The organism is Specibacter sp. AOP5-B1-6 (assembly GCF_052376555.1).
Lineage (GTDB): Bacteria > Actinomycetota > Actinomycetes > Actinomycetales > Micrococcaceae > Specibacter.
Window position 1 is genome coordinate 86,980 of sequence record NZ_JBQSVT010000015.1, and the last position, 18,130, is coordinate 105,109.

15 protein-coding genes are annotated in these 18,130 nt (G+C 63.1%); 14 read left to right on the forward strand and 1 reads right to left on the reverse strand.

The genetic code is table 11. The annotated features are described in order from the left end of the window. The first annotated feature begins 1 nt into the window (after position 1). The 14 genes from murC to nrdR all read left to right on the forward strand — a co-directional run bounded on the left by murC (position 2) and on the right by nrdR (position 16,839). Positions 2 to 1,570 (forward strand): UDP-N-acetylmuramate--L-alanine ligase, encoded by a 1,569-nt coding sequence (murC, locus tag ACT3TS_RS09940; RefSeq protein WP_444531344.1) that lies wholly within the window; start codon positions 2 to 4, stop codon positions 1,568 to 1,570. Then, on the forward strand, positions 1,563 to 3,011 hold the full coding sequence (locus ACT3TS_RS09945; protein ID WP_444531345.1) for a cell division protein FtsQ/DivIB: 1,449 nt from the start codon (positions 1,563 to 1,565) through the stop codon (positions 3,009 to 3,011). Before murC ends, ACT3TS_RS09945 begins: the two co-directional genes overlap by 8 nt. Positions 3,012 to 3,319: 308 nt before the next feature. Next, entirely contained in the window at positions 3,320 to 4,492 is a 1,173-nt protein-coding gene (gene ftsZ, locus ACT3TS_RS09950) for a cell division protein FtsZ (RefSeq protein ID WP_444531346.1), read from the forward strand. Between the two features lie 56 nt (positions 4,493 to 4,548). Beyond that, positions 4,549 to 5,310 carry a polyphenol oxidase family protein gene (locus ACT3TS_RS09955; protein WP_444531347.1) on the forward strand — a complete coding sequence of 254 codons (762 nt, stop codon included), beginning with the start codon at positions 4,549 to 4,551 and terminating at the stop codon, positions 5,308 to 5,310. A gap of 137 nt (positions 5,311 to 5,447) precedes the next feature. Continuing rightward, entirely contained in the window at positions 5,448 to 6,191 is a 744-nt protein-coding gene (locus tag ACT3TS_RS09960; protein ID WP_444531348.1) for a YggS family pyridoxal phosphate-dependent enzyme, read from the forward strand. A gap of 87 nt (positions 6,192 to 6,278) precedes the next feature. Next, on the forward strand, positions 6,279 to 6,806 hold the full coding sequence (locus tag ACT3TS_RS09965) for a cell division protein SepF (protein ID WP_444531349.1): 528 nt from the start codon (positions 6,279 to 6,281) through the stop codon (positions 6,804 to 6,806). Positions 6,807 to 6,976: 170 nt separating this feature from the next. Then, entirely contained in the window at positions 6,977 to 7,267 is a 291-nt protein-coding gene (locus tag ACT3TS_RS09970; protein WP_444531350.1) for a YggT family protein, read from the forward strand. A gap of 145 nt (positions 7,268 to 7,412) precedes the next feature. Then, the gene (locus ACT3TS_RS09975; RefSeq protein WP_444531351.1) at positions 7,413 to 8,093 is read left to right on the forward strand and encodes a DivIVA domain-containing protein; all 681 of its coding nucleotides are present in this window, start codon (positions 7,413 to 7,415) and stop codon (positions 8,091 to 8,093) included. 200 nt (positions 8,094 to 8,293) lie between these two features. Then, entirely contained in the window at positions 8,294 to 8,953 is a 660-nt protein-coding gene (gene lspA, locus ACT3TS_RS09980; protein WP_444531352.1) for a signal peptidase II, read from the forward strand. Beyond that, positions 8,946 to 9,869: an RluA family pseudouridine synthase gene (locus ACT3TS_RS09985; RefSeq protein WP_444531353.1), complete on the forward strand. Its 924-nt coding sequence runs from the start codon at positions 8,946 to 8,948 to the stop codon at positions 9,867 to 9,869. Before lspA ends, ACT3TS_RS09985 begins: the two co-directional genes overlap by 8 nt. A gap of 197 nt (positions 9,870 to 10,066) precedes the next feature. Next, complete coding sequence (gene dnaE / locus ACT3TS_RS09990) at positions 10,067 to 13,633, forward strand: DNA polymerase III subunit alpha (protein WP_444531354.1); 3,567 nt, start codon at positions 10,067 to 10,069, stop codon at positions 13,631 to 13,633. A 31-nt stretch (positions 13,634 to 13,664) separates the two neighbouring features. After that, the gene (locus ACT3TS_RS09995) at positions 13,665 to 14,669 is read left to right on the forward strand and encodes a hypothetical protein (protein WP_444531355.1); all 1,005 of its coding nucleotides are present in this window, start codon (positions 13,665 to 13,667) and stop codon (positions 14,667 to 14,669) included. Between the two features lie 157 nt (positions 14,670 to 14,826). After that, complete coding sequence (gene hisD, locus ACT3TS_RS10000) at positions 14,827 to 16,167, forward strand: histidinol dehydrogenase (RefSeq protein WP_444531365.1); 1,341 nt, start codon at positions 14,827 to 14,829, stop codon at positions 16,165 to 16,167. Positions 16,168 to 16,305: 138 nt separating this feature from the next. Beyond that, positions 16,306 to 16,839, forward strand: a complete 534-nt coding sequence (gene nrdR, locus ACT3TS_RS10005) for a transcriptional regulator NrdR (protein ID WP_444531356.1) — start codon at positions 16,306 to 16,308, stop codon at positions 16,837 to 16,839. Positions 16,840 to 17,454: 615 nt separating this feature from the next. Here the strand turns inward: nrdR and ACT3TS_RS10010 are convergent. Continuing rightward, a partial coding sequence (locus tag ACT3TS_RS10010) for an HNH endonuclease signature motif containing protein (RefSeq protein ID WP_444531357.1) occupies positions 17,455 to 18,130 on the reverse strand: 676 nt, incomplete at its 5' end.

An 18,130-nucleotide genomic window follows, 5' to 3' on the forward strand; every position in this document is an offset into this window, starting at 1 on the left:
CATGACGAAGAAGGTTGATGCCGTGCCGTACATTCCACCCACACTGGCCGAGCTTGGCCGCGTGCATTTCATCGGCATGGGAGGCGCCGGCATGTCGGCCGTCGCCAGGATCATGCTGGGCCAGGGCGTGCCCGTCAGCGGGTCCGACGCCAGGGAATCGGCTGGCCTTGGCGAGTTGGCTGCCCTCGGTGCCATAGTCCACATAGGCCAGAGCGCCGCCAACGTTGCCGCCGTGGACACCGTCGTGGTGTCCACGGCCATTCGCGAAAACAATCCGGAGCTGGCCGCGGCCCGTGCGGCCGGGCTGCGCGTGCTGCATCGCTCCCAAGCCCTGGCCGCCACCATGGCAGGGGACACGGTTGTCGCCGTTGCCGGAACACACGGCAAGACCACCACCACCTCCATGATCACCGTCATGCTCAGGGGCGCCGGTGTTGACGCTTCCTTCGCGGTGGGCGGCACTGTCCAGGGTCTAGGCGTCAACGCGGCCCACGGGGCGGCGAACGTCTTTGTGGCAGAGGCTGACGAGTCCGATGCCTCGTTCTTGAACTACCGTCCTCAGATTGCCGTGGTGACCAATCTCGAGGCCGACCACCTTGACCACTATGGAACCGCCGAGGCCGTATTTGACGCCTTTGTTCAGTTCACGGCGCTGCTGCCGGCTGACGGCACCCTGGTCGCATGCGTGGACGACGCCGGATCGGCCGCCTTGGCTGCCCAGGCCGAGGCCGCCGGGAAGCACTGCCTGAGCTACGGTTTTGCGGAGGGCGCTGACATCCGCCTGCTGCCGGGCACGCAGGACGGCCTGCACACGACAGCGTCCGTGGTGGTGCGTGCCGGAGTGCTGGACGCCGGGAAGGCCATGCAGTTTGACCTGAAGCTGCAGGTGCCGGGCAACCACAACCTCAGCAATGCCGCCGCGGCAGTTGCCGTGGCCGTGGCCTTGGGCGTGGACATCACCGACGCCATCGATGCGCTGGCCGCCTTCAGCGGGGCCGCCAGAAGGTTTGAAGCCAAGGGGGAGGGGCGCGGGGTCGCCGTGTTTGACGACTATGCCCACCACCCGACGGAAGTGACTGCCGCGCTGCTGGCCGCGAGGACCGTTGCCGGAAACCACAAGGTCCATGTGCTCTTTCAGCCGCACCTGTTTTCACGGACCAGGGAGTTCGCTGCCGAATTCGCCCAGGCGCTGGACCTGGCTGACACCGTGGCGGTGCTCGACATTTATCCGGCCCGCGAGGATCCCATTCCCGGGGTCACAAGTGAGTTGATCGCTGGCGCACTGCGGCAGCCCTTTGGCTATGCCCCCGACAGTGCCGCTGCTGTGCAGGAGCTTGCCCGGGGGGCAGTTGCCGGCGACATCATCCTGACCGTTGGGGCCGGCGATGTCACCGAATTCGGGCCGGCCCTCGTGGCCGCGCTGAACACGGAACAGCCGGCAGGCGAACAGGCCGCCGGTGCGGAGCGTGCGGGGAACCACGCCTCCGATGGCGGGCGCGACGAAAATGACGAGCAAGACGTGCAAGCCCTGCAAGACCTGCAAGACGAAAAGGGGCCCAGCGATGGCTGAGCCACGCAAGCCAAGGGTCATCAGGACCCGCCCCGGGACAGGGCTGCCGGCCGGGACGGAAACGTCCGGGACGGAATCCAGTCCGACCGATGCCGCGGGAAAGCCCGTGGAGCAGGCCGGTGCCGTGCGGAGCACCAGCGCCAAGGTTTCGGTGGAGCGGCTTCCTGAGGTGGAGCAGGACGAGGCCGACCAGCCAAAGCCACCGAGCTGGAAGATCCCCAGCTGGAAGTCCGTGCTGCCCAAAACCGGAGCCGGCAAATCCGGCGCCGGACAAGCCGGGGCTACACAAGCCGGGGAGGGGCATGGCCCCGGCGTGGACACCTCGGGACCGGAAGCTGACGGGTCCGCGGTGTCAGCACCGGAGACCGCGTTGCCCAAAGCCAAGGTGCCCAATCCGGCGCGCAATCCTGCTGCCAATTCGGTGCCCAAGGTTAAGGCTCCCACGGCTCCGGCGCACCAGCCAGCCGGAAACAAGTCCGCCGGAAACAAGCCAGCCGGAAACAAGCCAGCCGGCAAGACCCAAAGCACACCGGGCGCCAAAGCCAAGGCGGGCAAAGCTCCGGCTTCCAGTTCCACGACGGAAAACTCCACGCCGGGCAGCTCCAATGGAGCAAGCTCCAAGATGGCCAGCTCCAAGCTGGGCGGCCCCAAACGGGCCACCGCCACCGCAGCCGGAGATTCAGGCCGGGGCGGCGACGCGCAAGTACTGGCCTTCCCCGTTCCCGAACACAAACGCCGCCGACGCAACATGGTGTACACCGTCACGGGGCTCGTTGCGGTGCTGGCCCTGATCATGGCGGTCGCCTTGTTTTCACCGGCGCTGGCAGTGAAAACAGTTGCGTTTGAGGGAAACAAGCTTGTTGCGGAAGACGTGTTGCAGAGCGCGGTGGCTCCCATCCTGTCCAAGCCGCTGCCGCAGGTAACGGATGCCCAGGTGCAGGAACTGCTCAGCTCCGTCGTGCAGGTCAAGAGCTCGCACATTGAGGCAAAGCCGCCGTCCACCCTGCTAATCCACGTCGTGGAACGGGTGCCGGTTGCGCTGCTGAAAAACGAGGAGGAATACCTGCTGGTTGACCAGGACGGGGTGCAGCTGGGGTCCACCGCCGACCCGGCATCTGTGGCGCTGCCCGTGATTGACGGCGGCAAGGCAGCGATTGGCCAAGACACCTTCCGGGCCATGACAGCGGTGCTGGCAAATCTGCCGCAGTCGATTCTGGGCCAGCTTGCCAATGCAACGGCCGAGTCGCCGGATGCCGTGGAGCTCAAGCTTGCCGACGGCAGAAGCGTCATCTGGGGCAATGCAAGCGACATGGAATTGAAGGCCCAGGTCCTTGAAGCCCTGCTCAACGCCCCTGCGCCAACGGCAGCGGCTGGAAAACCCGCTCCGGAGCCTGCCAAGGTTTTTGATGTGAGCGCCCCACGCCACCCTGTGACACGATGAGGGTGCACGAAAGTCGGAAGAACAAGCGGCCTGGCTCCGAAGAGGGCTCGTTTGTGGGTTTTTTTGCGGGATTAGGGCGACACGCGGCAGCGGTAATTGCATGCGGCGCGGATGCACCATAGCGTCAATGACACGAACTAGTTGACATAACTATAACCTTCAAGTTGAAGGTTAAGCTACATAAAGTCTCAAGCAACGCTTCAGGGTTGCTCCGGAGAACCCAGCCGGCACCTTGAAAAGGGGTACATTCTTTGTCAGCGGCAGCAAATATTGATCTTTCAGCAACATACGAACAAGGGACACCTAACGTGGCAGCACCCCAGAATTACTTGGCAGTCATCAAAGTCGTCGGTATCGGCGGTGGCGGCGTAAATGCAGTGAACCGCATGATTGACGTGGGTCTGCGCGGCGTGGAGTTCATCGCCATCAACACGGACGCGCAAGCGTTGCTGATGAGCGATGCCGACGTCAAGCTTGACGTCGGCCGTGAGCTGACGCGCGGCCTGGGGGCCGGCGCGAATCCCGACGTCGGACGCCAGGCGGCGGAGGACCATGCCGAGGAGATCGAAGAGGTCCTGCGCGGGGCCGACATGGTCTTCGTGACGGCAGGCGAGGGTGGCGGCACCGGGACCGGCGGCGCGCCGGTTGTTGCCCGCATCGCCCGCGGCTTGGGTGCACTGACCATCGGCGTGGTGACGCGCCCGTTCACCTTCGAGGGACGCCGCCGCGCCACCAGCGCCGACAGCGGCATTGACGCCCTGCGCGACGAGGTGGACACCTTGATCGTGATCCCCAACGACCGCCTCCTGTCCATCAGCGACCGCAACGTCTCCGTCATCGAGGCCTTCCGGACCGCAGACCAGGTCCTGTTGTCAGGTGTGCAGGGCATCACCGACCTCATTACGACGCCCGGCTTGATCAACCTTGACTTTGCGGACGTCAAGTCCGTGATGCAGGGTGCGGGCTCGGCACTGATGGGCATTGGTTCCGCCCGCGGCGAGGACCGTGCCGTCAAGGCAGCCGAGCTGGCCATCGCCTCCCCACTGCTGGAAGCGTCCATTGACGGCGCCCACGGCGTGCTGCTGTCCATTCAGGGCGGCTCCGACCTCGGCTTGTTCGAGATCAACGAGGCGGCCCGGCTGGTCCAGGAAGTGGCGCATCCGGAAGCAAACATCATCTTCGGTGCCGTCATTGACGACGCCCTGGGTGATGAAGTGCGGGTGACAGTCATTGCGGCCGGTTTCGACGCACCGGATCAGGCAGGCGAAACACGCGAACCAGCTGCGCAGGCGGCTCCGCCGGTTCCTGCCGCCGTGCCGGCCAGCGCATCGGTGACAAACCTCAGCCAGTGGGGCGGCCAGCAGTCGGGTACCAACGTTCCCGCAGACGGCGGTTTTGACGTCGAGCTGCCCGCCATCGTGGAACCAGACCTCACCGGGCACCGCTCCGACGATCTGGACGTTCCCGACTTCCTGAAGTAGCACCGCTTCCCGTCCCCGGCAGCAGCCGGGCACCCATGAATGGTCAGGTTGTTTGCATGTGGTCTTCAAAGCAGGTCCGTCCCGGGATATGGGTGGGCTTCACCGACACCACAGCAGGCAACCTGGCCTTTCATGTTGGTGACGCCCCGGAGCGTGTGGCGGACCGGCGGAGCGCCGTGGAAGCCGTGCTGGCCCGGGCTGGCGGTGCCGGGGAGCCACTGGCCTACATGAACCAGGTCCACGGAAACCATGTGGCCGTCTTCGACGCCGGGAACTCCGGCCCCGAAGCGCCCACCGCTGATGCCATGGTCGCCGCCGCCGGCGCATCGGCGGCGGGGCTGGCCGTGATGGTGGCCGATTGCGTCCCCGTCGTACTCGTTGGCAGCACCGCAGTCGGGGAGCCCGTCCTGGCCGTGGCCCACGCCGGGCGCCCGGGTGTCGAGCACGGCGTCATCGCCGCGGTTGTCGCGCGGATGCGACGCTCCGGAGCCGTGGACATTGAGTCGTGGCTCGGACCCAGTGTCTGCGGCAGCTGTTACGAAGTCCCCGAAACCATGCGCGCGAGCGTGGCGGCAAAGATCCCGGAAGCCTTTGCCACCACCGCCTGGGGGACGCCGGCCCTGGACCTGCCGGCAGCCGTGCTGGCCCAGCTGGCCAACGAGGGCGTGCAGGCACACGCCTCAGGGATCTGCACACTTGAAGACTCCCGCTACTACTCCCACCGGCGCTCTCAGCGCGACGGGGAAGCCGAGGGCCGGTTCATCGGCTTTGTCTGCTCAGTTCCCATTCCCCGTGTGCCAGGGACACCGGCCGCGTAACGCAGCCCCGGACCCACAAAACCCAGATCCAAGGACCACAAACCCCCAACGCCGGCCAGTTCCACAGACCACAACACCCAGTGTCGGCCCATCCCGCAGCACGCACCGCGTGCACCCTGACAAAGGAACCCCCAGCAATGACGCCGCAAGACCCCCGCACGGCAGTTCTCGCTGACCGCCTTGCCGCAGTGAAGCAACGGATCACCGCCGCTGCCCGGGAAAATGCCGAGCCCACACTCATTGTGGTCACCAAGTTCCACCCCGCCGCCGATGTCCGGAGACTGCGGAGCCTTGGCGTCGCCGACATCGGTGAAAACCGGGACCAGGAGGCCGCCGCAAAAGCAGTGGAAGTCTCCGATCCGGCACTGCGCTGGCACTTCATCGGCCAACTGCAAACCAACAAGGCCAAGTCCGTGGCGGCCTACGCCCATTCCGTACATTCGATTGACAGGGTGTCCCTCGTCAAGTCCCTTGGCCGGGCCATGTCCGCCAGGCAGCAGGAAAACGGCAGGTCCGACCTTGAATGCTTCATTCAGGTTGACCTGTCCGAAGCCTACGAGGACTCGGCTGCCACCGGACTTGTCGGCCACGCCGGGAGGGGAGGGGTGACGCCGTCGGGCATCCAGGAACTGGCCGACCTCATCGCAGGCACCGGGGGACTCTCCCTGGCGGGACTCATGGCTGTGGCACCGCTGGGAGTTGCGCCGGAGCCTGCCTTTGAACTGCTCGCCTCGGCGTCCGCGGCATTGACTGCCGGGCATCCGCACGCAGGGGGGATTTCAGCCGGCATGAGCCACGACCTTGAAGCAGCACTGGCGGCCGGGGCGACACACCTGCGTGTCGGTTCGGATATACTCGGCCCCCGTCCCGTGGTGATGTAGCGTTTTAGCTGTTGGCAACAAGTTGTTTTTGCCGCACAACGTACCTGACAGAGTGATTTGTGCTTTGCAGACTAATGAGGAGCAACCATGGCTGGCGCTATGCGCAAGACAATGATCTTTCTTGGGCTCGCCGACGGTGACGAGCACTACGAGGCTGAGCAGTCAACGTCCTTCCTAAAGGACGAAGGCATTGCGGAAGTCCATGAGCGTGAAGCTGCGCCTGCGCCAGCTGCCGCCACGGAACCAGCACCGCCCAAGGCCGGCGACGAAGAATACCGGGCACCGGTGACCCCCATCAAGCGCGCCGCATCAAATCGGGAAGAGGCAGTCAGTTTGCGTCAGATCACCACCGTTCATCCCCGGTCCTACAATGATGCAAAAATCATTGGGGAAAGCTTCCGGGATGGCATTCCAGTCATCATGAACGTCACGGACATGGGCGAAGCGGATGCCAAGCGCCTGGTCGACTTCTCGGCAGGCCTGGTCTTTGGACTGCGGGGCTCCATCGAGCGCGTCACCAACAAGGTGTTCCTGCTCTCACCGTCTTACATTGAAGTCCTTGGTGACGACAAGAAGATCTCCGACACGCAGGCAAGCTTCTTCAACCAGAGCTAGGGCAGCACCCTCTCCCACTGTTTTGAACTGCCCGGGCACCTTGTGCCCGGGCAGTTCGTTGTATTGGGAACCGGGCTAATGTGGCAGCTCCACGGCGGCCCGGCCGGCGCTGGTCTATTCTTAAAGCCAACGTTTATGTTTTCCTCCACCTAGGGATTGAGTGCACTCGCGTGACAATTGTTTTCGGACTTCTCTACCTGTTGCTGTTGCTGTACTTCCTGACGCTTTTGCTGCGCATGGTGTTCGACTGGATACAGGTGTTCGCCCGTGACTGGCGGCCGAAAGGTGCAGCGCTTGTCGGTGCGTCGGTCGTTTATCGGCTGACCGACCCACCGTTGCGCAAGTTGCGTGCGATGATTCCACCACTGCGCATTGGCTCGATAGCCCTCGACATTGGCTTCATTTTATTGCTCGTTGCGGTGGGCATTGGGATGAGTGTCACAAAAAGTTTTGCCAGTTAGCGCCGCGTCGTTAGTTTTCACCGGCGAAAAGCTATATTGTAAAAAGCGATAGACCCCCAGTGCAGATCTCCAGATCTGTATTCGGTACCGCAGTCGGTACGGTTTCGGCCGTTTCCAGACGCACTAAGACCAATGAGGTGACTAGATGGCGCTTACGCCAGAAGACGTTGTCAACAAGCGGTTCCAGCCGACAAAGTTTCGTGAAGGCTATGACCAGGACGAAGTCGACGATTTTCTTGACGAAATCGTCGTAGAGCTTCGCCGTTTGCATCAAGAAAATGATGAGCTGCGCAAGCAGCTTGCCCAGAACCCGTCCGACACCGGAACGGTTCCCGCCCAGGCAGCCCCGCTGCTTGAAAAGGAGCCCGCCGTTGTGGAGGAGCCCGTCAAGGCCGAGCCGGAAGTTGTCGAGCCTGTCAAGGCCGATCCGGAGCCGGTTGTTGAAGAGGCTCCTGTGGTTGCGGCAGCTCCTGCCCCGGCAGCAGCATCGGCCTCGGCCGAGTCCGCCACGGGCGTCATTGCCTTGGCCCAGCGCCTCCATGACGAATACGTCAATGCCGGTGTTGAGCAGCGCGACAAGATCATCGCTGAAGCACAGATCGAAGCCAGCACGCTGGTCAACGATGCCCAGGAGAAGAGCCGTAAGACGCTCGGTGCCTTGGAGCAGCAGCGTTCGGTGCTTGAGCGCAAGGTGGAGCAGTTGCGCGGGTTTGAGCGCGACTACCGTTCACGCCTGAAGACCTACATTGAAGGTCAGCTGCGTGACTTGGATGCTCGCGGTTCGGTGGCAGCACCGGACTTCTCCGAGAGCAGCTCGGACTCTTAGCAACAATTCAAGGGCCGGTGGGGCAAGGAAACTTGCTCCGCCGGCCTTTGGCTTGTTAACGCCTCCAGCACCTGCCGAACAGCTTGGTGCATTGCCGGCGCCTGTGCATGGCGCAACGGTAAGCACTTGGCGGGCCGGGGTGCGTGCGATGGCCGCCTATGATTAAGAAGAATCTTTGCCTGAGAACTAATGAAAGCATCATGAGCGAAAACTCCTTGCAGGACCGACGGGCCACACCCTTGCTACGCCGCGGCTTTTGGTGGCTTTGGCTGGGGCTGGCCGCCTTTGCCTATGCCTGCGACCAAATAACCAAGTGGTGGGTCACCTCCAGCATGGTGGAAGGTCAAACCACACCCGTGATCCCCGGAATCCTGCAGTGGTATTTCATTCGCAATTCGGGAGCCGCCTTCTCCATCGGCGAGAATTTCACCTGGTTCTTCACCTTGATCATGGTGGGCGTGGCCATTGCCATCATCGTCATGTCCCGAAAGATCGGCTCGGCCTGGTGGGCCATCGGTCTGGGGCTGGTCTTGGGCGGCGCCCTCGGCAACCTGACCGACAGGCTGTTCCGTCCGCCGTCGTTCGGCATGGGGCATGTGGTGGACTTCATCTCATTCCCCAATTTTGCAATCTTCAACATGGCCGACATGGGTGTGGTGGGCGGGGTGATCGTCATCTGCCTCCTCACGCTCCTTGGCGTCCCGTTGAACGGCGTCAAGGCGGAGCCCGCAACGGCGGAGCCCGGCATCCCTGATTCCGCCACACCTGATTCCGGGGCCGCGGCTGCGGAAACAGACGTGGCAGCAGAGACCGAACCAGTGGTGTCCGAAGGAGAGCAGGGTGAAGACAGGAATGACTGAGACATTTACCGTCCCGCAGGACGTGGCAGGACGCCGGGCCGACGCCGGACTGGCAGCTTTGCTGGGGATCTCGCGTTCTGCTGCCGCCCTGTTGTGTGCCGAGGGCAATGTGCGCCAGAACGGGGAACCCCTCGGCAAGAGCGAGAAGTTCAAGGCCGGTGCCAGCGTGCAGGTAACCATTCCGGAGCGCCGCGACCCGCTTGAAGTGGTGGTTGAGGCGGTTGACGGCCTTGACATCCTGCTTGATGACGACGATTTCGTCGTGGTCGACAAGCCCGTCGGGGTTGCGGCACACCCATCGCCAGGTTGGGTTGGCCCAACGGTTGTGGGCGGGCTGGCTGCCGCCGGCTACCGCATTTCAACGTCGGGGGCCCAGGAACGTGTGGGCATTGTGCACCGCCTGGATGTGGGCACCTCCGGGGCCATGGTTGTCGCCAAAACCGAACACGCCTACACGGTGTTGAAGCAGGCCTTCCGTGAACGGACGGTGGAAAAGGTCTACCATGCCGTGGTTCAGGGACTGCCCGACCCGTTGAAGGGGACCATCGACGCCCCCATCGGCCGCCACCCGGGCTATGACTGGCGTTTTGCCGTGATTGAGGACGGCCGCCCGTCCATCACCCATTACGAGGTCCTTGAAGCCTTTGGCAAGGCGTCCCTGGTCGAGGTGCATCTGGAGACAGGGCGCACACACCAGATTCGCGTCCACTTCTCGGCCTTGCGGCACCCGTGCGCGGGAGACCTCACCTACGGTGCCGATCCGGCGCTGGCGGCCGAGCTGGGATTGACGAGGCAGTGGCTGCACGCGCACAAGTTGGGTTTCACACACCCGTCGTCGGGGGAGTGGGTCAGTGTGGCAAGCCCCTACCCGCAGGACCTGAACTATGCCCTTGACCACCTGCGCGGGGACCACTGACGCGACACGACCGCATTCTTGGCGGCTTTATCCACTGCGCCGCATCATCCTTGCTTTCTGCAACAGCAGCTTTGAGCCGAGGCTGATGCGGCGTCGCTGTTTTTGCCGCGCACGGGGATGCGGCGTCGCTGCAGGCAGGCGACACTCTTGTTTCCGGGCCGGGTCCGGGTCCGGGAAATGGCACGTAGAATGATCGGGTGGCTAGCTCATCGACTGACAGTTTTGTCCATCTCCATACGCACACCGAATACTCCATGTTGGACGGCGCGGCGCGCCTGACCGAACTGTTTGACGAGGCCAAACGGCTTGAAATGCCGGCTTTGGCCACCACCGACCATGGCTACCTTTTCGGCGCCTTTGACTTTTGGAAGAAGGCCACCGACGCGGGCATCAAGCCCATCATTGGCGTCGAAGCCTATGTCACCCCGGGCACCGCGCGCACGGACAAGACCAGGGTCAAGTGGCGCACCGACGAGTCCCAAAAAAGGGACGATGTTTCCGGTGGTGGCTTCTACACCCACATGACGCTGCTCAGCTACAACAACCAAGGCATGCGCAACCTGTTCCGGGCTTCCTCCATAGGTTCACTGGATTCGCCCATGGGCAAGCACCCGCGCCTGGACCGGGAACTGCTCAACCAGTACCACCCGGGCCTGATCGCCACGACCGGCTGCCCCTCCGGCGAGGTCCAGACCAGGCTCCGGCTTGGCCAGTACAACGAGGCCAAGGCTGCGGCCTCCGAATTTCAGGACATCTTCGGCAAGGAGAACTACTTCTGCGAGCTCATGGACCATGGGCTCGACATTGAACGCAGGGTCACCAAGGACCTGCTGCGCCTTGCCAGGGAGTTGCAGATTCCACTGGTCGCCACGAACGACCTGCACTACACGCACGAACATGACGCAAAGGCGCACGAGGCCCTGCTGGCGCTGCAGTCCGCCTCCACACTGACCGAGCCCACCTACGACGAGGGAGGCAAGCGCTTTGCCTTCAGCGGCAGCGGCTACTACCTGAAGTCCCCGGCCGAAATGCGTTCACTGTTCTCCGAGCTGCCCGAAGCCTGCGACAACACGCTTTTGATTGCCGAGCGCTGCGACGTGTCTTTCAACACGGAAGCCAACTACATGCCGAAGTTCCCCTGCCCGCCGGGGGAGGACGAGACGTCGTGGTTGGTCAAGGAGGTGGATTCCGGACTGAAGTTCAGGTACCCCGCAGGGATTCCCGACGATGTCCGCAAACAGGCCGACTATGAACTTGACGTCATTATCAAGATGGGCTTTCCCGGCTATTTCCTGGTGGTTGCCGACTTCATCAACTGGTCCAAGGACAACGGCATCCGGGTCGGCCCCGGCCGTGGTTCAGGTGCCGGTTCCATGGTCGCGTACGCCATGCGCATCACCGACCTGGACCCGCTGCGCCACGGGCTGATCTTTGAGCGTTTCCTGAACCCGGAACGTGTGTCCATGCCTGACTTCGACGTCGACTTTGATGATCGACGCCGGCACGAGGTCATCAAGTATGTGACGGATAAATACGGTGACGAGCGGGTTGCCATGATCGTCACCTACGGCAGCATCAAGACGAAGCAGGCGCTGAAGGATTCCTCACGCGTTTTGGGGCACCCCTTCAGCATGGGTGAAATGCTGACCAAGGCGCTGCCGCCCGCCGTCATGGCCAAGGACATCCTGCTCAACGACATTGAGAACCCCGAGGCCAAGCGTTATGGCGAGGCACAGGATTTCCGAAACCTGATCAACACCGATCCGGAAGCCGCCAAGGTCTTTGAGCTGTCCAAGGGCCTGGAGGGGCTCAAGCGCCAGTGGGGCGTGCACGCCGCCGGCGTGATCATGAGCTCGGATCCCATCATCGATGTCATCCCGATCATGCGCCGCATCCAGGACGGGCAGGTCATCACCCAGTTCGACTACCCCACGAGTGAGGGCCTCGGCCTGATCAAGATGGACTTTTTGGGGTTGCGAAACCTCACCATCATCACGGACGCACTGGAGAACATCAAGGCAAACAAGGGCTTTGACCTGGACCTTGAAGGCCTGGAGTACGACGACGTCGCCTCCTACGAGCTGATGGCCCGCGGCGACACGCTGGGCGTTTTCCAGCTCGACGGCGGACCCATGCGCGGGCTGCTGAAGCTCATGCGCCCGGACAACTTCGAGGACATCTCGGCGGTCCTGGCACTGTACCGGCCGGGCCCCATGGGTGCTGATTCGCACACCAACTACGCCCTGCGCAAGAACGGCCTGCAGCCGATCACACCGATCCACCCGGAGCTCGAGGAACCCCTCGCCGAGATCCTCGGCGGTACGTACGGGCTGATCGTGTATCAGGAACAAGTCATGTCCATTGCCCAGAAGCTGGCCGGCTATTCCCTGGGCCGGGCCGATATTCTGCGCCGTGCCATGGGCAAGAAGAAAAAATCCGAGCTGGACAAGCAGTATGCGGGCTTCCACCAGGGCATGCTCGACAACGGCTACTCGGACGCCGCCGTCGCCACCCTGTGGGCCATCTTGCTGCCCTTCTCCGACTACGCCTTCAATAAGGCCCACTCGGCCGCCTACGGCGTCATCAGCTACTGGACCGCCTACCTGAAGGCACACCACCCGGCCGAATACATGGCCGCCCTGCTGACAAGCGTCGGCGACGACAAGGACAAGCTCGCGCTGTACTTGAACGAATGCCGCCGCATGGGCATCACAGTCCTGGCCCCCGACGTCAACGAATCTGCCTTGAACTTCACCCCCGTGGGCACCGACATCCGCTTCGGCATGGGCGCCATTCGCAACGTGGGCGCCAACGTCGTCAACGGTCTGGTGGCATCTCGGAAAGAACGCGGAAATTTCGAGAACTTTTCCGACTTCCTCATGAAGGTGCCCGTCGTGGTGTGCAACAAGCGCACGATCGAATCGTTGATCAAGGCCGGTGCCTTTGACACCCTGGGACACCACCGCCGTGCACTGGCCATGATCCACGAAGAGGCAGTGGATTCGGTCATCACCATCAAGCGCAACGAGGCTGTGGGGCAGTTTGACTTGTTCGCCGGCCTCGGCGGCGATGCAGAGCCGGAATCGGCACTGGTCACCGAGATCCCCGATCTGCCTGAATGGGAAAAAAAGGACAAGCTGGCGTTTGAGCGTGACATGCTCGGCCTGTACGTCTCAGACCACCCGTTGCGGGGCCTTGAAGGAATCCTGAGCCAAAACGCCGACATGTCCATCACCCAAGTGTTGGGCGACGACGGCCCGCAGGACGGGCACATCATCACCATTTCCGGGATGATCACCAACCTGCAGCGCCGCATCGCCAAGAGCAGCGGAAACCCCTACGCCCGCTGCGAGGTTGAGGACCTGGGCGGGTCCGTTGAGGTCATGTTCTTTGGCCAGGTATACGGGCCCATCGCCAATGTCCTGGCCGAGGACTTGATTGTGGTGATCAAGGGCAGGCTGCAAAAGCGCGACGACGGCGCCATCTCCTTGAACGCCATGGAGCTCTCCGTGCCTGACCTCAGCGAAGGAATGTCCGGCCCCCTTGTGATTTCACTGCCCGAGCACAAGGCCAATGAGCAGGTGCTGCTGGCGCTGAAGCAGGTACTTGGTGACCACCGCGGCAACACCGAGGTCAAAATGCATCTGGCAGGCAGCCGCGCCGTCAAGGTCATGAAACTGCCCCTGCACCACAGGGTCAACCCCACACCGGCGCTCTTTGGTGACCTGAAGGTGTTGCTGGGGCCAACATGCCTGGAGGGCTGATGGAGCAGGCAAGCAGGGTTACGGTTAACCCATGACTGAGTTTCACCGCCAGAACACTGAAAGCGACGACGGCGCTCCCCACGAGGATGCAGCCGCAGTCCCCGCCGCCCAGGTGGCGACTGCCCACGACGGTGCTGCCGACGACGGCGCTCCCCACGAGGATGCAGCCGCAGTCCCCGCCGCCCAGGTGGGGACTGCCCACGACGGTGCTGCCGACGACGGCGCTCCCCACGAGGATGCAGCCGCAGTCCCCGCCGCCCAGGTGGGGACTGCCCGCGACGGCGCTGACCACGAGGGTGCTGACCACGAGGGTGATGCCCGAGTTCTGGCGGCCCCGGTTCCTGCGGCGTTGTCGCACGCCTTGAGCAGCCGCAGCGCACAGCGGATCGGCGAAAAAAGGCGCGGTGCCAGCACCCGCAGCGCCCAGCGCCTGGCCCGTACGGCGGACACCCGGGCTGTGTGGCGGCGGTGGCTGGCCTTCTCGGCCGTCGCTGGTGTGGCCGCCGGCATCTTGTGGTGGCTGCTGGCGCCCGGGGGCGCTTTATATGGTGACGGCAAAGACTTTGAGGTGTGGTTGCCGCGGGATGCAACCCTTGGCCTGCTGATGCTGGTTGCCGGTATTCTCAGTGCAGTCCTGGTGCTGCGGGGCCGTCGCAAAACAGCCCGGCAGGGGAGTGCCCCGGCTTCGGGGACCGAAACAGCGCTGATGGCCGCCCTCGTGGTGGGCGGATTTGCCGGCTCCGTGATTGCCTGGCGCATGGGTGTTTTTGCCGGGGACTTGTTCCACACACCGCCGGACAACATGGCCAACCCGAGCATTGTGTTCTCCCTGCGGTCGGCGTCGGTGCTGATCCTGTGGCCGCTGGCAAGCGTTGCCGTGGTCTTTGTTTCAACCCTGGTGTCCTACTCATTCTTCCCCGCGCCGGTGGAATCCCTGGCCGCGGCTGCCGGCACGGCGGCGGCCCCCAGTGCCGGCGACACTCCCAAGGCAGACGCCACCCCCATCGCCGGCGCCACCACCGCTGCCGGCAACTAAACCCAAGCCCGGCGTGGGGGAGCAGTGCAGGGCCGGCCGCAACAATGCACGGCGTGCAGCAGGTCAGCGGGTAAACTCAACTGTTGTGAGCTATCTTGAACCTTCAGTGTCCAGCCCCGCAAGTGCCAGTCCGGCGGGCAGCCCGCCAGCAGGCAGGATCCTCGCTGGCCTGCGCCGCACCGACCTGCGAGGCCGTACCCTGAGCCTTGCCGAATTGAAAAGCGCTGTTCCTCGCACGGCACAGTCCACCGTGACCACGGCCGAGTCCGCCGTGCGCGACATCATCACCGGCGTTCGTGGTCGCGGCCATGCAGCCCTTGCGGAGCTTGCCAACAAGTTCGACGGCGTCACGCAGGAACATCCCCGCGTCCCGGCCGCGGCACTTGCCCAGGCACTTGAGTCGCTTGATCCGAAGGTGCGGGCCGCACTGGAGGAATCCATTGCCCGGGCCCGGGCCTTTGCCCAGGCACAAAAACCGGCCAATGTTGACTTCCCCGTTGCCGACGGTGCCGTCGTCTCCGCCCACTGGATACCTGTGCGCAGGGTCGGTCTGTACGTGCCAGGCGGACTGGCGGCCTATCCGTCGTCGGTCATCATGAACGTGGTTCCGGCGCTGGCGGCAGGAGTGGAGTCGGTGGCACTGGCCTCACCCCCGCAGAAGGAATTTGGCGGTCTCCCGGACCTGACGGTGCTTGCAGCAGCGGCACTGCTGGGCGTCGATGAGGTATATGCCATGGGCGGTGCACAGGCGATTGCCGCGTTCGCGTACGGCGTGAGCGCCGGCAGCGGCGCGAACGGTGGCGGAGAAGCGCTTGAACCCGTTGATGTTGTGACAGGTCCGGGCAATATCTTCGTTGCCACGGCCAAGCGCCTGGTCAAGGGTGTTGTCGGCATCGATTCGGAAGCCGGTGCCACCGAAATTGCTGTGTTGGCCGATCACGGTGCCAACCCGGCGTTTGTGGCTGCCGACTTGATCAGCCAGGCGGAGCACGATCCCAACGCGGCCTCAGTGCTGGTGACTACTTCACTAGGGCTCGCCGACGCCGTCGACCGGGAATTGGTGCGACAGGTTGCCCTGACCGGGCACCGCGAACGTGTCGAAACCGCGCTGGGGGGACCGCAGTCAGGCATTGTCCTGGTGGACGACATCGACCAAGGCGTGGCCGTGTGCAACGCCTACGCAGCCGAACACTTGGAAGTTGTCACCGAGAATGCCGCTGCCGTTGCCGCCAGGATCACCAATGCCGGTGCCATCTTTGTGGGCGACTACAGCCCCGTAAGCCTCGGTGACTACTGCGCCGGTTCAAACCATGTGCTGCCGACGAGCGGAACGGCGGCCTTCTCATCGGGCCTGAACGTGACCACCTTCATGCGTGCGGTGCAGGTCATCAACTACAACAAGGACGCCCTCGCCGCGGTGGCCGGGCACGTCATCACCTTGTCAAAAGCCGAAGGCCTGCCGGCGCACGGAGATGCCGTGGCTGTGCGTTTTCCCTGAGCGAGTGCCTACTGGCCAGCCCTTCCATTCACTTGACCGGCACCTTTGCCGGGAGCTTTCAAGTGTGCTAATTGCACGATTGTTGTTTGCCCATTTCCAGTCCTAGACTGGGACTCACCATGAACCGAAGGGATCTGCATGTACTGTCCTTTTTGCCGAAATCCCGACTCACGAGTGGCCGATTCCCGCCTCTCGGACGACGGCTCGTCCATCCGGCGCCGCCGGCAATGCACGGAGTGCGGCCGGCGTTTCAGCACCGTTGAAACCGCCAGCCTTTCAGTATCGAAGAGATCCGGCGTGGCTGAACCGTTCAGCCGGAGCAAAATCATAAGTGGCGTGCGTAAAGCCTGTCAGGGCCGACCTGTCACCGATGACGACCTGGCCAAGCTGGCCCAAGAGGTCGAAGAAACCATCCGGGCCAGCGGTGCGGCCGAGATCGATGCGAACAACGTGGGGCTTGCCATACTTGCGCCGCTGCGCCGACTGGATCTGGTCGCGTATCTGCGGTTTGCCAGCGTCTACCAGGCCTTTGAATCCCTGGAAGACTTCGAATCGTCAATTGCGCAGCTTCGCAGCGAAGACATCGCTGCAGGGCGTTCGGCTGCCAGCACTGTTTCGCTCAGCGCAGAGGCCGACGCGTCAGGCGCAGGGAACACGGGCGATGCCGGCTAGGGTCCCTGGTCGTATATGCGTTGAATGAGTGCTTGAGTCCATGTTTGGCACGCACTGACGGCATGAGACCGAGCTGATCCTGATCGGTGATGGACGCGATCGGTTTACCCGACGGGTTCGAAGAGGGAAGTCCTCAAAACCCTCGAACTGCGTTCGTGCATCTTCTTGGCCTGTGCCGAACTGATTGTGAACAAGGACGTCGTTATCCCTGTTGGGTGTTCAGCCACTTAGGGCGGCGAAGCTGGACTCACGTTGTATCGACCATCGCTGGTATCGGCTGAACTCTCATGCCTGCCCGCTTGTTGTCGCTCCAAGAGGGACGAAAGTAACGGGGTATCCAAGTCCACCGGCGGGCGGATCTTGAAGTCGGATCAATTAGTTCGAGCGGCTGTTCGCCCATAGGGACGGGGACATCTCCAGACCCGTGACCACGGAAACGTTCAGGGACTGGAGAAGGAGCTGTGCAACTGGGTCACCGGATGGAACGAAAATCCCACGCCCTTCATCTGCACAAAAATTGCCTAGGGAATCCCTGCATTACTTGGCCGACTACTGATACGAGCAAACGGTGCGGGACCCTGGCTTTACAACTGGCTTGGCCTTCAACTGCCCTGCTTAGCCGCGCGTGTCTGGATGGCTGACGAGGTAGTTGGCGAGGGTTTCTTTGTCGAGGGCGGCTTGTTCCTCGTCGGTGGGGAAGGTTCCTGGTGGCGGCACTGGCAGCGGGCGGGCGTAAGGGTTGTCGTCTTGGTCCATGCCCGGGATGTCGTCCTCGTCCAGGAACGCAAAGCCCAGGACGCCCTCGAACTCTTGGAAGTCCTGAGGCTCTCGAGGATCCTCTGGCTCTTGGAAGTCTTGGAAGTCTTGGAACTCGGCAGCGCTTTCGGGGGCAGCGCTTTCGGGGTCAGTACTCGCGGGGTCAGCGGCGGTGTTTTGGTCGGTGTTGTCGTGGGTGTCTGGTTGTCCGAGGGTTTTGTTGATGAGTGTCTTCAGCCATTCCGGGTAGACCGCTGGTTGTGTATCGCCAATCTCTGGCGGGTAGTACCGCCCGGTCGGTGAGGTCCAGGCAACCCGTCCGGCGACCATGGCCGGGGTCCAGCCACGCAGGCGCACTGCTTCACGTTCCGGGCTTTGGTCCGTGCGGCATTCACCGGTACGGGTCCTGTCGTCCTTGAAATGCTTCAGCAGATGATGGCGATGACACAACGTTTCAAGGTTGTCGTAAATGGAGAGGCCGCCGTGCTCGAATTTCTTGAGGTGGTCGATCTCGCAGTTCGTCGCTTTCGCCAGA

Coding starts and splice junctions, on each gene's coding strand:
- murC (WP_444531344.1), top strand. CDS start 2: ATGACGAAGAAGGTTGATGCCGTGCCGTACATTCCACCCACACTGGCC.
- ACT3TS_RS09945 (WP_444531345.1), top strand. CDS start 1,563: ATGGCTGAGCCACGCAAGCCAAGGGTCATCAGGACCCGCCCCGGGACA.
- ACT3TS_RS09955 (WP_444531347.1), top strand. CDS start 4,549: ATGTGGTCTTCAAAGCAGGTCCGTCCCGGGATATGGGTGGGCTTCACC.
- ACT3TS_RS09960 (WP_444531348.1), top strand. CDS start 5,448: ATGACGCCGCAAGACCCCCGCACGGCAGTTCTCGCTGACCGCCTTGCC.
- ACT3TS_RS09965 (WP_444531349.1), top strand. CDS start 6,279: ATGGCTGGCGCTATGCGCAAGACAATGATCTTTCTTGGGCTCGCCGAC.
- ACT3TS_RS09975 (WP_444531351.1), top strand. CDS start 7,413: ATGGCGCTTACGCCAGAAGACGTTGTCAACAAGCGGTTCCAGCCGACA.
- lspA (WP_444531352.1), top strand. CDS start 8,294: ATGAGCGAAAACTCCTTGCAGGACCGACGGGCCACACCCTTGCTACGC.
- ACT3TS_RS09985 (WP_444531353.1), top strand. CDS start 8,946: ATGACTGAGACATTTACCGTCCCGCAGGACGTGGCAGGACGCCGGGCC.
- ACT3TS_RS09995 (WP_444531355.1), top strand. CDS start 13,665: ATGACTGAGTTTCACCGCCAGAACACTGAAAGCGACGACGGCGCTCCC.
- nrdR (WP_444531356.1), top strand. CDS start 16,306: ATGTACTGTCCTTTTTGCCGAAATCCCGACTCACGAGTGGCCGATTCC.